The organism is Sphaerisporangium krabiense, assembly GCF_014200435.1.
In the GTDB taxonomy this organism is placed as follows: Bacteria; Actinomycetota; Actinomycetes; order Streptosporangiales; family Streptosporangiaceae; genus Sphaerisporangium; species Sphaerisporangium krabiense.
Genome location: NZ_JACHBR010000001.1, coordinates 2321080 through 2336542 on the forward strand (window position 1 = coordinate 2321080; position 15463 = coordinate 2336542).

The window sequence follows — 15463 nt, forward strand, 5'->3', positions numbered from 1 at the left end:
CGTGTGGACAGGCGACGTCGTGGGCGACGTCCTCGACGGGCCGGGGCGCAACGGCCAGGCCGCGATCATCGACGGGCGCGGGCGGACGCTGCGGTACGGGGAGCTGCGCCGCCGCGTCCACGCCGTCGCCGGGGCCATGGCCGGCCTGGCGCCCGGCGAGGCGGTGCTGTTCGCCGTGCGGCCGGGGCCGGACGCCGTCGTCTGCGCGCTGGGCGCGGTCGCGGCGGGCGGCATGCTCGTGCTGGCCGACCCCGGGCTCGCCCCCGCCGTGGCCGCCGCACGCCTGAAGCTCGCCCCGCCGCGCTGGGTGGTCGCCGACTCCCTGGTCTACACGCTCGGCGGCCCGCTGCGCGCCCTGGCCGCCCGTCGCGGCCTCCACCTCCCGCACCTGCGCGACCCCGTGCCGGGCCGCCCGGTGCGCCACTTGTACGCGGGCCCCTGGCTGCCGGGCGTGCCCCGCGGGGCGACCCGCCTGCGCTCCCTCGGCGCGGCGGACCTCTCGTCCGGCCGCCTGCCGCACCTCGCGGCACAGGATCCGGCCGGCCCGGGTGCCCTCGGACCGGGCGCGCCGGAGGCGCGCGAACCGTCCCACGCGGCGCAGCCGGCCGTCGTGGCCTTCACCTCGGGGACCACGGGGCGGCCGCGCGGGGTCGTGCACACGCGCGGATCGCTGGCCGCGGGGTCGGCCCTGTTCCGCGCCGCCGTCCCGCTGGCGGACGGCGACGTCGTCCACACCGACCAGCTCATGGTGGGCCTGCCCGCGCTGGCGGCCGGGGCCACGTGGTCGCTGCCGGGCCCCGGTCCCTGGGCGGCCGAGCTGGCCGCGCGCGGGGCGACGCACGCCTTCCAGGTGCCCGTACGGCTGGACCGCGACCTGCGCGACGCCCCCGCGCTGCCCCGGCGGCTGCGCTGCCTGCTGCTCGGCACGGCGCCCAGCCCGCCCGCCGTGCTGCGCCGCGCCCGGGACGCCGCGCCGCACGCCGAGATCCTGTCGGTGTACGCCCTGACCGAGGCGCTGCCGGTCGCGGTCGCGCGCGCCGAGGACAAGCTGGCCTGCCCGGAGGGCGATCTGCTCGGCACGCCGCTGCCCGGCGTACGGACACGGATCGCGGGCGACGGGGAGCTGTTGGTCTCGGGGCCGCAGCTCGCCCGCGGCTACCTCGGCGAGCCGCCGCTGCGCGAGGTCGCGACGGGCGACCTGGTCCGCCTCGACGCGCAGGGGCGGCTGGTGCTGCTCGGCCGCAAGAAGGACATGCTGCTCAGGGACGGCGTGAACATCTATCCGGGCCTGTACGAGCCCGCGATCGGCGCGCTGCCGGGGGTGGCGGAGGCGGCGATCGTCGGCGTGCCGGACCCGGAGACCGGGGACGAGGAGGTCGTCCTCGCCGTGGTCCCCGGGCCGGGCTTCGACGCGGGGGCGCTGCGCCGCGCGCTGCCGGGTGTCGTGGACGCGGGGGCGCTGCCGGACCGGGTGGCGGTGCTGGAGGACTTCCCGCGCGGCGGCCGCACCGGCAAGCTCGACCGCGCCGCCCTGCGGGCCGCCGTGGCGGGGCAGGAGACGCGGGTGCCGCCCGATGCCGGTGGCGCGGGATGAGGCCAGGGCCGGGGACGCGGGGTGGCGTGGGATGAAGGTGGTGGTGACGGGCGCGTCGGGGTTCGCCGGGGGCGTGGTGGTGCGCGCGGCCGTGGCACGGGGGTGGCGGGTGCACGCCTTCGGGCGGCGGGCGGCGTCCGGGATCGGCGCGGGACCGTTCGGCGACCTGGTGCGCGCGGGCACGGTGCCGTACCGCTCGTGGGACGTCACCGCCGACGCGCCCGGCGACCTGCCCGAGGTGGACGCGGTGATCCACTGCGCGGGCACGGTGACCGACTGGGGCCCGGCCAGGGAGTTCGCGCGGGTGAACGTGGCCGGCACCGCCCGGGTGCGCCGGGCGTTTCCCGGCGTGCGGTTCGTCCACGTCAGCACGGCCAGCGTGTACGACCCGTTCCGGCCGACCGTGATGGCCCGCGAGCACGATCTCCCCGCCCGGCGGTACGCCAACGCCTACGGCGCGTCCAAGGCCCGCGCCGAGCGCGCGGCGGGCGCGGACGCGATCGTCCTCAGGCCGCACGCGGTGTACGGGCCCGGCGATCCGACGCTGCTGCCCCGGGTGCTGGGCGCGGTGCGCGGGAGGCGTCTGTGGGCGGTGGGCGACGGGCGCCAGCGTGTCAGCCTGACCTCGGTGGCCAACCTCGCCGAGGCGTGCCTTCTCGCGGCGTCCGGGCCGGTGGAGCGAGGGGTCTTCAACATCGCGGACGCCGAGCCGGTGGTGCTCGACGACGCGCTGCGCTGGATCCTGCGCGAGCGCGGCATCGACGCCGAGCCGTCCTACCTGCCCGCCGGGCTGGTGACGCCGGTGGCCGGGGTCATGGAGGTCGCGTTCCGCCTCCTGCGCCGTCCCTCGCCGCCGCGTCTGACCCGCTACGCGGCCGGCCACCTGGCCGTGGAGCGCACGCTGGACATCTCCGCCGCGCGGGAGCTTCTCGGGTACCGCCCGTCGCCGACCTCGTTCCACGGGGCCGCGGCGTGGTGAACTCCGGCTCACGGCCGTGCCGGACCGGCGGTGATTTCCGACGTCGTCCATGAAACGGACGCATCGAGGATGAAAGATCACCGGTTGTCATCATCAATCCTTACAATTCCTGACAATCGGCATTGCGGGAACGGCGTCCGGGTGCGACCGTCGATATGAGCCTGCTCGCGGTACCCGTCATGAGACGTTCGTCGAGGAGAGGGGCACCCACCGTGTCCGATCTGCCCCAGCTGCCGTTCCCGCGGCGCACCCGGCTGGAGATTTCGCCGAAGTTCCGCGAGCTGCGGGCCACCGCGCCGATCATCCGCGTGCGCACGACCACGGGCGACGAGGCGTGGTTCGCGATGAGCTACGACGTGGTGCGGACGCTGCTGGGAGACGACCGGTTCGGGCGCACCCATCCGGATCCGGAGAACGCCCCCCGCGTGTCCCACGCGGTGATCGCGGGCGTGCCGCGCGGCGGTTTCGAGACCGAGAAGGCCGACCACGAGCGGATGCGCAAGCTGCTCACGCCCGCCTTCTCGGCGCGGCGCATGAGGCTGCTGAGCGGCCACGTCCAGGACATCGTGGACGAGCTCCTCGACGAGCTCGCCGCCAAGAAGCCTCCCGCCGACCTGCACGCGCACCTGTCCGTGCCCCTGCCCGCGCTGGTGATCTCCGAGCTGCTCGGCGTGCCCCGCCAGGACCGCGAGCGCTTCGGCGTGCTGGCCGAGGCGATGACCGACATGTCGGCATCAGGAAAGGCGCACGCGGCGCTGGAGGAGCTGAGCGGCTACATCCACGAGCTCATGGTCGACAAGCGCCGCCACCCGGCCGAGGACGTGTTCTCCGACCTGGCGACGATGGAGGCCGACGACCAGGAGATCGCCGAGCTGGGCGCGATGCTGCTGTTCGCCGGCCACGAGACCACGGTGAACCGCATCGACCACGGCGTGGCGTACCTGCTCACCAACCCCGACCAGCGGGACGCGCTGGCCGCCGACCCCTCCCTCGTGCCGGCGGCCGTCGAGGAGATCCTGCGCATGTCGGCGCCGTCCGACCTGGGCGTGACCCGGTGGGCGCGGACGGACGTCGAGATCGGCGGCGTCACGATCCGCAGGGGCGACGCGGTGATCGTCGGCACCATGGCCGCCAACCGCGACGAGGGCGTCTTCCAGGAGCCGGACCGGTTCGACGTCCACCGGCACGGCGAGGAACCGCACCTGGCCTTCGCGCACGGCATGCACTACTGCATCGGGGCCAGCCTCGCGCGGGTGGAGCTGCGCAGCGTGTTCGGCACGCTGTTCCGGCGGTTCCCTGCCCTGGAGCTGGCGGTGCCGCTGGAGAGGATCCCGGTCAGGACCGACCGCGCGACCGGCGGCTTCGCGGAGATGCCCGTCGTCTGGTGACCTCCACGCCGAGATGATCACGGCCGGTCCCCGTGGCACGGGGCGCCGGCCGGCCGCCGTGAACGCGGCCTTTCTGACCACTGCCGCACGCGTGCCGAACCTCTTCCTGACGGCTGCCCCGAGGGACACGAACCGGTAACAACGCGTACCCATGTCGTCACACCCGCTTGACACCGGGCACCGCATGTCGTCTTATATCACCTACCCGACTTATTAAGTAGGAATTGAGGAGAGGTACATGAAGGTGCGCGGGCTCCGGGGGATGACGGCGGCGCTGGCCGCGGTCGCGGTGACCGCCCTCGCGGCGGCCTGCGGCGGCGGTGGCGACACCACAACCGCCTCCGGCGGTGCCGGCGGGGGCGGCACGACCAAGACCGAGCTGCGGCTCGGGTTCTTTCCCAACATCACCCACTCGACCGCCCTCGTCGGCGTCAAGAAGGGCTTCTTCACCAAGGCCCTCGGCGACAACGTGACGCTGAAGACCGCCACCTTCAACGCCGGCCCCGCCGCGACCGAGGCGATCTTCTCGGACGCCATCGACGCGACCTATATCGGCCCCAACCCGGCCATCAACGCCTGGTCCAAGTCCAAGGGCCAGGCCATCAAGATCGTCGCAGGCGCCGCGTCCGGCGGCGTGTACCTCGTGGTCAAGCCCGAGATCAACTCGGTCCAGGACCTCAAGGGCAAGAAGATCGCGACGCCGCAGCTCGGCAACACCCAGGACGTCGCGCTGCGCTACTGGCTGCAGGAGAAGGGCCTCAAGACCGACACCAAGGGCGGCGGCGACGTCTCCATCCTCCCGCAGGAGAACGCCCAGACCCTGCAGACCTTCGCGACCGGCGACATCGACGGCGCCTGGGTGCCCGAGCCGTTCGCCAGCCGCCTGATCCAGGAGAGCAAGGGCAAGATCCTGGTCAACGAGGCCGACCTGTGGCCCAACAAGCAGTTCGTCATCACCCACCTGATCGTCAGGCAGCAGTTCCTCAAGGAGCACCCCGACATCGTCAAGAAGCTGATCGAGGGGCACGTCGAGGCGACCGCCTACATCAAGTCCGACCCGGCGGGCGCCAAGGAGGCGATCAACGCCGAGCTTCAGGACCTCTCCGGCAAGCCGCTGAAGAACGAGGTCCTGGAGAGCGCCTTCCAGAACATCACCTTCACCAACGACCCCATCGCGTCCTCCCTGATCGGCAGCGCGGACCACGCGCAGAAGGTCGGGCTGCTCGACCCGGTGGACCTCAACGGCATCTACGACCTCACGATCCTGAACCAGGTGCTCGCCGCCAAGGGGGAGCAGGCGGTGAGCGACAAGTGACCGGGCACCACACGGCGGGCCCGGCCGTCCGCGGAACGAACGAGCCGACGCGGCGCCCCCGGTCCACGACCGGCGGGCTGCCGGGTGAGGAGTCGAAGTGACAGCTCCAAGTCAGGAGCTGCGCTCCAGCCGGACCGACGGGCACGGGCCCGCGGTCCGGCTGGACGCGGTTTCCAAGGTGTACGGCCGGGAGCTCCTGGCCCTGGACCGGGTCAGCCTGTCGGTGGACCGCGCCGAGTTCGTGTGCCTGCTCGGCGCGTCGGGCTGCGGCAAGAGCACGCTGCTCAACCTCGTCGCCGGTCTCGACCACGCCACGGCCGGGACGATCGACACGCAGGGCGGGCGCGTCGCGATGATGTTCCAGGAGCCCGCGCTGTTCCCCTGGCTCACCGTCTCGGCCAACATCGAGCTCGCGCTGCGGGTGACGAGCAAGGGCAAGAGCACGACGAAGAAGGAGCGCCGCGAGCGGGCGGCCGAGCTGCTGGACATCGTCCACCTGACCGGCTTCGGCGGCAAGCGCCCGCACGAGCTGTCCGGCGGCATGCGCCAGCGGGTCGCCCTCGCCCGGTCGCTCGCCCAGGAGGCCGACGTCCTGCTGATGGACGAGCCCTTCGGCGCCCTGGACGCGATGACCCGCGACCTGCTCCACGACCAGCTGGAGCGCATCTGGCGGGAGCGGCGGCTCACCGTCCTGTTCGTCACCCACAACGTGCGCGAGGCCGTGCGCCTCGGCGACCGGGTGGTGCTGCTGAGCAGCAGGCCGGGCACGGTGATCCACGACTTCCCCGTCGACCTGCCCCGGCCGCGCCGCACGGACTCGGCCGAGGTCGCCGAGATGACGACCACGATCACCGACCGGCTGCGCCAGGAGGTGCTGCGGCACGCCAAGCCGGCGCCGCAGCCGGTGGGCGCCGCGGCGAGAGGCGACGGGTGAGGGATGACGACCACAGAGGTATCCCAGAGCATCGCCGGCCTGGACGCCCTTGAGCTGTCCACCCGCGAGCGGCGTGGCCTGGCGTCCAGGATCTGGTCACGCGCGTGGCCGATGATCTCCGCCATCCTGCTGGTCTTCGCGGTGTGGGAGCTGGTCGTGCTGAGCGGCTGGCGTCCCGAGTACGTGCTCCCCGGCCCGATCACCGTGCTCGGCGAGCTGTGGACGCGTCTCGGCGACCCGGAGTTCTACGACGCCGTCCTGGTCACGATGCGCCGGGCGATCTTCGGGTTCGCGCTGGCCGTCCTGGTCGGGCTGGTCGTCGGCGCGGCGGTCTCCCGGGTGCGCCCGCTGCGCGCGGCCTTCGGATCGCTGATCACGGGCCTGCAGACCATGCCGTCCATCGCGTGGTTCCCGCTCGCGATCCTGCTGTTCAAGCTGAGCGAGAGCGCGATCCTGTTCGTGGTGATCCTCGGCGCCGCCCCGTCCATCGCCAACGGGCTGATCGCCGGGGTGGACTACACGCCGCCGATCCTGCTGAGGGCCGGGCACATCCTCGGGCTGCGGCGGCTGGCGCTGTACCGGCACGTTATCCTGCCCGCCTCGCTGCCCTCGTTCCTGTCCGGTCTCAAGCAGGGGTGGGCGTTCGCGTGGCGCTCGCTGATGGCGGGCGAGCTGCTCGTGATCATCGCCCACCAGACGTCCATCGGCGAACAGCTCGACAACGCACGAGAACTGTCCGACGCGCCCGGCCTGCTCGCCACGATGATCGTCATCCTGATCATCGGCATCGTGGTGGACATGTGTTTCGGCGCCGCCGACAACGCTCTCCGGCGCCGCTGGGGGCTCGACCAACCTGTGGGCTGATGCGGATCTCAGCCAGGACGCAGTACGCCCTGCGCGCCGCGGCCGAGCTGGCGGCCGCTCCTCCGGGCCCCGTGCCCGCCGAGCGGATCGCCAGCTCGCAGGACATTCCGCGCAGGTTCCTGGACAACATCCTGCTCCAGTTACGGCGCGCGGGGCTCATCGAGAGCCAGCGCGGCCCCGACGGCGGCTACTGGCTCGCGAGGCCGGCCTGCGAGATCACGCTCGCGGACATCATCGTCGTGGTGGAGGGCGTGCCGACGGGCGCTGAGAGGTTCCCGGGCGTGGCGGGTCCGCTGGCGGAGGTGTGGACGGCGCTTCGGGCGTACGAGAACACGACGCTGACGGAGATCACGCTGGCGCACATCGCCAGCGGGTCCCTGCCCCCGCTTTCGTGATGCCGTCCCGGCCCGTTGCGGCGCGGCGGCCACACGACTGTGGAAGACTGCGCATCTGCTGATTTCTTGCTCTATCGCCCGCGAAGGGGCATCGCAGATGGGAACTCCAGGGCAGCTCGTCGTCAAGAGGTACCGGCTCATGCGGGCGCTGGGCCAGGGCGGCATGGGCATGGTCTGGGAGGGACACGACACGCTTCTGGACCGGCCGGTCGCGGTCAAGGAAGTCCTGATCCCCGACACGCTGAACTCCCGTCAGCGGCTCAACATGATCCACAGCACCGCCCGCGAGGCCCGCATGGCCGCGCGGCTCGACCACCGCAACATCGTCAGCGTCTTCGACGTGGCCGACGAGGACGGCCGCCCGTGGATCATCATGGAGCTCGTCCCGTCGCGCTCGCTCGACCGGGTGATCGCCAGCGAGGGCCCGCTCTCGGTCGCCCGCGCGGTGGCGATCGGCACCGAGGTGCTCACCGCCCTGACGGTCGCGCACGCCGCCGGCGTGGTGCACCGCGACGTCAAACCGGCCAACATCCTCATCGGCTACGACGGCCGCATCGTCCTCAGCGACTTCGGCATCGCCACCCTCCTGGACGACCCGCACGCCTCGCGCGGCGGCGCGACCGGCTCGCCCGGCTTCCTCGCCCCCGAACGCCGCGGCGGCCGGCCCGCGGAGCCCGCCTCCGACCTGTGGTCGCTCGGCGCGACGCTGTACGCCACCGTCGTCGGACGGCCCCCGTTCGAAGGGACGCGCGGGCAGCTCTCCACCCTGCTCGTCCAGGACGCCGAGCTGGCCAAGGCCCCCGCGGAGCTGCGCCCGGTCCTGGCGGGGCTGCTCACCGCGGAGCCGGCCGCGCGCATGGGCGCCGCCGAGGCCAAGCGGCTGCTGGACGAGATCGCGGCGCCCGAGGCGGCGCCGGCCCCCGTACGACGCCGGGGCAGGCTGCTCGCCATGGGAACGGCCGCCGCGGTGGCGGCGGTCGCGATCGGCGGGTGGGCGTTCCTGCGCCCGTCCGACCCCGCGGGCGCGGGTCCGGTCGCCGCCTCGCCGGCCGGCGCGTCGACGTCCCCGGCCGCCGCGCCTTCGGCCTCGCCCACGCCGGCGCGGCTGAAGCTGAAGTGGTACGACCCCGGCAAGGGCTGGAAGGCGGGGGTGCCCAAGGGCTGGCGGCTGTCGATCCAGGAGGACACCTACACGTGGGCCGACCGGGACGGCATCGCGCACCTCGGGATCGAGGTGATCGACGCGCGCGGGAGGAGCCCGGTGGACCTGCTGGAGGAGGTCGAGTCCTCGCTGTCCACATCGGTCAGGAAGTACCAGCGCGTCCGGCTGAAGAAGGTGCCGTCCAAGCACGGGACCGTGGCGGCGGAATGGGAGAGCACCTGGACCGGCCCCGGCTACCACTCCTGGGCGGTGCGCGGCGTCGCCTACCGCGAGGTGCAGCGGATGATCGTCACGGGCGACAGGATCAGCGTCCTGGACTGGTCGGCCACGGACGCCGAGTGGAACCGGCTCAGGCCGACGATGGACGCGGTCTTCAAGTACTACCGCCCGCCGGGCACCGACGGCTGAGCGGCCCCGGCGTCAGCCGACGTGCACGGGCGGGCGCCGGGTGTCGTCCGGCTCGGCCTGGCGCAGCACCTCGCGGGTGAGCGGCGCGACGTCTCCGCCGCCGAAGACCAGGTAGCGCAGCAGCGCGGCGATCGGGTTGCCCTCCGACCAGTGGAAGTAGACGTGCGGCATCTTGCCGGTCTCGTCGCGGATGTGCAGCAGGACGGCGGCGATGGCGTTCGGGACCGTCGCGCCCTGCACCCGCAGGATCTTGTAGCCGTGCCGCTCCTCGCCCTGGACGCACAGCTCGGAGTGGAACTCCGAGGCGTCCTCGACCGTGACCTCCAGGAAGATCAGGGGCTCCTCCTCGGGGAGGTGGTTGTTGCGCCGGGTCTCGTGGTCCTTGTCGGCGTACTCCTGCGCGTCGCGGGCGTCCGGCTCGTTGGCGATGATGCGGATCTTGCCGGGCACGTCGATGATGCCTCGGGCCTTCTCGTCCAGCTCGATGGCGCTCACCCGCAGCTCGGTGGAGCGGGTCGCCCGGGAGATCAGCGAGGTGACGACGATGGCGAGCACGAACAGGAACGCGATCTTCAGGCCGTCCGGCCGCTCGACGATGTTGGCCACGGCCGTGTAGGCGAGCACCAGCGCCACCAGGCCGAAGCCGGCCGTCCTCCCGCGCCTGCGCTTCTGCCAGGACGAGAGCGTGACCGCGACCGCCGCCGAGAGGATCAGCGCCAGCACGCCCGTGGCGTACGCGCCGCCCTGCTCCTCGACGCCCGCGCCGAAGAAGACCGTGATGCCGCAGGCGATGCACGTGAAGACCAGCACCAGGGGCCGCACGGCGCGCGTCCAGTCGGGCGCCATGCCGTAGCGCGGCAGGTAGCGGGGCACGATGTTGAGCAGTCCCGCCATGGCGGACGCCCCGGCGAACCACAGGATGGCGATCGTGCTGAGGTCGTACGCCGTGCCGAACAGGTCGCCGAGGTGCTGGTGGGCGAGGTAGGCCAGGGCGCGCCCGCTCGCCTTGCCGCCCTCCTTGAACTCCTCCGGCGGGATCAGCACGCTGGTGGCGAAGCTGCTGGAGATCAGGAACACGCTCATGATCAGGGCGGCGGTGGTGAGCAGCAGCCTCGCGCCCTTGATCCGCTGCCGCAGGTCGCCCTTGACCAGCGGCATCACCGCGACGCCGGTCTCGAAGCCCGACAGGCCGAGCGCGAGCTTGGGCATCACGAACAGCGAGACGGCGATCATGGCGAGCGGCCCGGAGTGGTCGGTGGTCAGCGCCGTACGCCAGTCGCCGATCATGTCGGGGTGCGCGAAGGCCTGTACGACCGAGGTGGCCACCACGATCACGTTCAGCAGGAGGTAGACGGCCACCAGCACGACGGCCAGGCCGATGGCCTCGCTGAAGCCGCCGAGGAACACCGCGCCGAGCGCGACGACCAGGAACAGCGTGATCGGGACCTTCCACCCGTCGAACAGGTCGGGGACGAACGGGTTCTGCAGGATGTGCGCCGTGGCGTCGGCGGCCGAGAGCGTGATCGTGATGACGAACGCGGTGGCGACGAAGCCGAGCAGGAACAGCACGAGCAGCTTGCCGCGCCATCCGGGCAGGAGCCCTTCGAGCATGGACAGCGAGCCGAGGCCGTTCGGGCTCTCGGCGGCCACCGCGCGGTACGTCGGCAGCGCGCCGAACAGGGTGAGCGCCACGAGCAGCAGCGTGGCGACGGGGGACAGGGCGCCGGCGGCGAGCGCGGCGATGCCGGGCTGGTAGCCGAGCGTCGAGAAATAGTCCACGCCGGTGAGGCACATGACCTGCCACCAGCGGTGCTGTTCGTGCGGCGCGGGGTCGGCGTGCTGCCCCACGGAGCGGCGGTCGGACTGGAGCAGCCCGTGGAGGAGCCAGGCACGCACTCTGTCGTCGGCGCGTCCGCCGCTCGACGGCGGAGACGAAGTGGCCGTCACTGTCACCCCTTGTCCGAACACCACAGGATGTGAGGAACCCTACTCAACAGGCGTCCCGGCGGGACGGGTAACCGTGTCACCTCATCGGTGACCCGCCCGCGGCACGTCGCGGCCGGATCGCTCGCCGGTCGATGACGGGGCCGCACCCCAGCTCCGATACGCCCCATAACCGAGAGAAAATCCGCATCGGTGTATCGCGTCCCTCCCGTCACAGCACCCTATGTACCCCAGGACCTGCGCGTAGACCTCCGACCTCTGGTCGATCCCTGCCCCGCAACTATTGTTGTCGAAGTATCTGACCGAGCCCCGAAAATTCGCACCGACATACGGACCTGTGGTGCGTTCCGGTGCGTGCGATAAAGAAACCAGCACAGAAGACGTCCCACCTCCCCGGCCGCCCGCGACATGTCACCGCGATCCCCGCCACAGCTCCAGGCGCCGCGCGGCACTCCACCGTGCCGTCCGGGCCATGCCCTTCCGCCATGCCACGGAGGTCCACGAGAGCAGGGACGCGTGGCGCGATGGCGCCACGGTACTTGCAATGGTTTTCATAATCAGATTGGATCCGAGCCATGAGAGTCGCCTTCGTGGGAAAAGGTGGTAGCGGTAAGACCACCCTGTCCTCGCTGTTCGCCCGGTACACCGCGCGCGCCGGCGGTCCGGTGGTGGCCATCGACGCCGACATCAACCAGCACCTGGGCCTGGCCCTTGGACTGAGCCCCGCCCGGCTGCCCGCCCCCCTGGGCGCGGGCATCACCGCGATCAAGGATTACCTGCGCGGCGACAACCCCCGCATCCCCTCCGCCGCCGCCATGGTCAAGACCACCCCACCCGGCTCCGGCTCCCGCCTGATCACCATCGACGACCCCTACTTCACCCGCCACCACACCACCACCCTGCCCGAACTCGGCGGCCTCGCCCTGATGATCACCGGCCCCTTCAACGAGGACGACCTCGGCGTGGCCTGCTACCACTCCAAGGTCGGCGCCGTGGAGCTCTACCTCAACCACCTCATCGACGGCCCCGGCGAACACGTCATCGTCGACATGACCGCCGGCGGCGACTCCTTCGCCTCCGGCATGTTCACCCGCTTCGACATGACCTACCTGGTCGCCGAACCCACCCGCCAAGGCATCGGCGTCTACCACCAATACGCCGAACACGCCCGCGACTACCAGGTCCCCCTCGCCGTCATCGGCAACAAGATCCACACCCCCGAAGACGTGGACTTCCTACGCCGCCACGTCGGCGACGCCCTGCTGGTCACCCTCCCCCACTCCCCCGCCATCCGCGCCATGGAACAAGGCCACCCCTTCACCCTGGACGACCTGGAACCCCAAGGCCACCACGCCCTGGCGATCCTGAAGGACCACCTGGACGCCACCCCCAAGGACTGGGCCAAGTTCGGCCGCCAGACCATCGAGTTCCACACCCGCAACGCCCACGCCTGGGCCAACCGCGCCACCGGCCAGGACCTGCTCCAGCAGATCGACCACGACTTCGTCTACGGCCGCCGCCCCACCCTCGCCACAGGCTGAGACCGGCGCCCGGCCGCGCGTCCCACGTGACTGTCGCTCCCGCGCCACCTTCAGCCCGCGGCACCACCCGCTTACCGTCGGATCCGTCCCCGCTGGAGAGGAGAACCTCCCATGTCGCTGACCGTTCCCCCAGACCTTCTCGACCAGGCCCGCGCCGGTGAGGTCGACGACGCGGCCTTCGTGGCCTGCGTCCGCGACTCGCTGCCCTACGCCTGGTCGCTCATCACCGGCCTCATCCGGCAACGGCAGGAGACCGGCGCGGAGTTCGCCGACAACCACACCCCGCCCCCGGACGAGGCGGCCCGTGGCCAGCTCCTGCGCTGCCTGGCGAGCGACGCGATGCGCGGCGCCCTCGAACGCCACTTCGGCGTGCGGCTCGCGTTCCAGAACTGCCACCGCGTGGCGGTGTTCGACCCGGCGGCCGAGAAGGCGCACGCCGAGTTCGTCACCGCGCGCTCGCAGATCCTGAACCAGAGCCCCGATCTGGTGGACTGCTGACCGGCGGTTCCACCACCTCCCACGGGGCCGTACGGCATCCCCGCCCGTACGGCCCCGTGGCATGCCCGGGGCTAGCCGGCCGACGCGCGCACCGGCGCGAGGCCGGCGGCGAGGTAGCGTGCCGCCACGTGCAGGGCCCGCAGCGTCGCCGCGATCGACGGGCGGTTCACGCTCGACCCGCGCACCACCGCCTTGACCTCACGTGTGACGGGCTCGCCCGGCAGCTCGCGCACCGCGACGCCGCGCACCCCGGCCGCGAGGGCCAGGGCGGGCACGGCCGCGATGCCGATGCCCTTGGCGACCAGGCCGAGGATCGTCCCGAGGCCCTCGAACTCCCACGGCACCGGCTGGGCGCCGCCGGCCACGGCGAGCAGGCGGTCCACCGCCACGCGGGACGGCTCCCCCTCGGGCGTCGCCATCCACGGCTCCTCGCGCAGCCGCCGCAGGTCCACCGGCGTGGCGGTGTCGGCGACGGGATGGCGCCGGGGGACCACCAGCACGAGCGGGTCGCGCAGCAGCGGGTAGACCCGCAGCACGTCGCCGTCCCGGACGGCTGCCTGCCCGTGCCAGTCGTCGACGAGGGCGATGTCGGCCTCGCCCGCCTCGACCTGCCGGATGCCCCGCCCGGGCCCGCTCTGCCTGAGGCGCAGGGCCAGGGACGTGTGGCGGCGCAGCGACCGGGCCAGCACGGGGGCGAAGGCGACGGCGGCGGTCGGGAAGGCGGTGACGACCACGCGCCCGGAGGGGGTGGCCCGGTGGGCGCACAGGTCGGACTCGGCCGTCTCGACCATGGCGAGGATGCGCTCGCCGTGCCGGACGAGGCGGTGGCCGGCGTCGGTCAGCTCGGCGCTGCGCGAGGTGCGGTCCAGCAGTACCGAGCCGCTCTCGCGTTCCAGGGCCGCGAGCTGCTGGGACACCGCCGAGGCGCTGTACCCGAGCGCGGCCGCGGTCGCCGCGATGCTCCCCCGGCGCGCGAACTCGCAGAGCAGGGCCAGGCGCCGCAGGTCCAGCATCGGTTCTCCTTACGGTCACCCCTGGAAAGCCTCGCTTGTCCTGATGGATGTACCCGCGCACGCTGGGCACGTCCCCGGATGCGAGGAGGTTATGGCGGTGAACATCACGCTTTCCGCCACACTGGCGGCTAATGAGGAGATTGCCCGAAGACGGAGCGCCGGGCAGCGGGTGCTGAACCTGGCCTTCGGCGAGGCCGGGCTCCCCGTCCACCCGGCGCTGCGCGAACGCCTCGCGCGGGCCGCCACGGACAACGGCTACGGCCCGGTGGCGGGCGCGCCGTCCCTGCGCGAGGCCGCCGCGGGCTACTGGACCCGCCGCGACCTCCCCACCGACCCCGGCCTGGTCGTCTGCGGCCCCGGCAGCAAGCCCCTCCTCTACGCGCTGCTGCTCGCGATCGGCGGCGACGTCGTGCTCCCCGCGCCGAGCTGGGTGAGCTACGCCGCCCAGGCCGGGCTGGCCGGCGTCCGCCCGATCATGGTCCCGGCGCCTCCCGGCGAGGGAGGGGCGCCGGACCCCGAGCGGGTGGCCGAGGCCGTGTCGCGGGCGCGCGCCGAGGGACGCCGGGTCGGCTCCTTGCTCGTCACGCTGCCGGACAACCCCACGGGACGGCTCGCCGGGCAGGCGACCGTGCGCCGCCTCGCGCGGCTCGCCCGCGACCTCGACCTGACGATCGTCTCCGACGAGATCTACCGGGACCTCGTCCACGACGAGCGCGCCGCCTTCCTGTCGCCCGCGGCCGTCGCGCCCGAGCGGACCGTCGTCACGAGCGGCCTCAGCAAGAGCCATGCGCTCGGCGGGTGGCGCATCGGCGTCGCGCGGCTCCCCTCCGCGCCGCTGCGCGACCGGCTGCTCGCCATCGCCTCCGAGATCTGGTCGAGCCCCGCGGCCCCGGTGCAGCACGCCGCCGCGTACGCCTACGCCGAGCCGCCCGAACTGGCCGAGCGCGTCGCCGCGAGCCGCCGGCTGCACGGCGTCGTGGCCCGCGCGGTGGCCGCCAGGTTCGCCGCGGCGGGCGCCCGCGTCCCGGCCCCGCAAGGCGGCTTCTACCTGTACCCGGACCTCGCGCCGCTGGGCCGGTTCGCCACCTCCGGCGCGCTCGCCGCGGCGCTGCTCGACGGGCACGGCGTGGGCGTGCTGCCGGGCACGGCGTTCGGCGACCCCCCCGGCGCGCTGCGCGTGCGGGTCGCCACGAGCCTGCTGTACGGGGAGTCGGAGGAGCGGCGGCTGGCCGCCCTCACCGCCGAGCGCCCGCTGGACCTGCCGTGGGTCGCCGCGGCGCTCACGCACCTCGACGAGGCCCTCGCCGGGATCGCCGGGCGACGCCGTTTCGCGGCCTGGATCCCCGCGGCGCTCGCCCCGGCCGTCACCTAGACGCCATTGCCGAACCTTTACCTTCCCGCCGACCGCCCCGACGGGTGAAATAGCTA

13 protein-coding genes are annotated in these 15463 nt (G+C 72.9%); 11 read left to right on the plus strand and 2 right to left on the minus strand.

What is annotated here, in order from left to right:
- Position 1 precedes the first annotated feature (1 nt).
- The 8 genes from BJ981_RS10060 to BJ981_RS10095 all read left to right on the plus strand — a co-directional run bounded on the left by BJ981_RS10060 (position 2) and on the right by BJ981_RS10095 (position 9039).
- Entirely contained in the window at positions 2-1594 is a 1593-nt protein-coding gene (locus tag BJ981_RS10060) for a class I adenylate-forming enzyme family protein (protein WP_184610201.1), read from the plus strand.
- Between the two features lie 31 nt (positions 1595-1625).
- Entirely contained in the window at positions 1626-2573 is a 948-nt protein-coding gene (locus tag BJ981_RS10065; RefSeq protein WP_184610203.1) for an NAD-dependent epimerase/dehydratase family protein, read from the plus strand.
- Between the two features lie 212 nt (positions 2574-2785).
- Positions 2786-3961: a cytochrome P450 gene (locus BJ981_RS10070; RefSeq protein WP_239139662.1), complete on the plus strand. Its 1176-nt coding sequence runs from the start codon at positions 2786-2788 to the stop codon at positions 3959-3961.
- Positions 3962-4199: 238 nt separating this feature from the next.
- On the plus strand, positions 4200-5276 hold the full coding sequence (locus tag BJ981_RS10075; RefSeq protein ID WP_184610207.1) for an ABC transporter substrate-binding protein: 1077 nt from the start codon (positions 4200-4202) through the stop codon (positions 5274-5276).
- Between the two features lie 97 nt (positions 5277-5373).
- Positions 5374-6210, plus strand: coding sequence for an ABC transporter ATP-binding protein (locus tag BJ981_RS10080; protein WP_184610209.1), 837 nt, complete (start codon positions 5374-5376; stop codon positions 6208-6210).
- A gap of 3 nt (positions 6211-6213) precedes the next feature.
- Positions 6214-7074 carry an ABC transporter permease gene (locus BJ981_RS10085; protein ID WP_184610211.1) on the plus strand — a complete coding sequence of 287 codons (861 nt, stop codon included), beginning with the start codon at positions 6214-6216 and terminating at the stop codon, positions 7072-7074.
- A complete protein-coding gene (locus tag BJ981_RS10090; RefSeq protein WP_184610212.1) occupies positions 7074-7469 on the plus strand; it encodes an RrF2 family transcriptional regulator in 396 nt (131 codons plus the stop codon). The genes BJ981_RS10085 and BJ981_RS10090 overlap by 1 nt, the downstream gene beginning before the upstream one ends.
- Before the next feature lie 97 nt (positions 7470-7566).
- On the plus strand, positions 7567-9039 hold the full coding sequence (locus tag BJ981_RS10095; protein ID WP_184610214.1) for a serine/threonine-protein kinase: 1473 nt from the start codon (positions 7567-7569) through the stop codon (positions 9037-9039).
- A gap of 12 nt (positions 9040-9051) precedes the next feature.
- Here BJ981_RS10095 and BJ981_RS10100 read toward each other — a convergent pair whose 3' ends face one another.
- Positions 9052-10986 carry an amino acid transporter gene (locus BJ981_RS10100; protein ID WP_184610216.1) on the minus strand — a complete coding sequence of 645 codons (1935 nt, stop codon included), beginning with the start codon at positions 10984-10986 and terminating at the stop codon, positions 9052-9054.
- Between the two features lie 572 nt (positions 10987-11558).
- On the opposite strand from BJ981_RS10100, the gene BJ981_RS10105 reads away from it, so the two are divergent.
- Together BJ981_RS10105 and BJ981_RS10110 are read left to right on the plus strand one after the other, a co-directional pair.
- Complete coding sequence (locus tag BJ981_RS10105; protein ID WP_184610218.1) at positions 11559-12524, plus strand: ATP-binding protein; 966 nt, start codon at positions 11559-11561, stop codon at positions 12522-12524.
- A gap of 111 nt (positions 12525-12635) precedes the next feature.
- Positions 12636-13022 (plus strand): SCO5389 family protein, encoded by a 387-nt coding sequence (locus BJ981_RS10110; protein WP_184610220.1) that lies wholly within the window; start codon positions 12636-12638, stop codon positions 13020-13022.
- Between the two features lie 71 nt (positions 13023-13093).
- Here the strand turns inward: BJ981_RS10110 and BJ981_RS10115 are convergent, their stop codons facing one another.
- Positions 13094-14035 (minus strand): LysR family transcriptional regulator, encoded by a 942-nt coding sequence (locus tag BJ981_RS10115; protein WP_184610222.1) that lies wholly within the window; start codon positions 14033-14035, stop codon positions 13094-13096.
- 97 nt (positions 14036-14132) lie between these two features.
- Here BJ981_RS10115 and BJ981_RS10120 point away from each other — a divergent pair, with 97 nt between their 5' ends.
- Positions 14133-15407, plus strand: coding sequence for a pyridoxal phosphate-dependent aminotransferase (locus BJ981_RS10120; protein ID WP_184610224.1), 1275 nt, complete (start codon positions 14133-14135; stop codon positions 15405-15407).
- Positions 15408-15463: the final 56 nt, after the last annotated feature.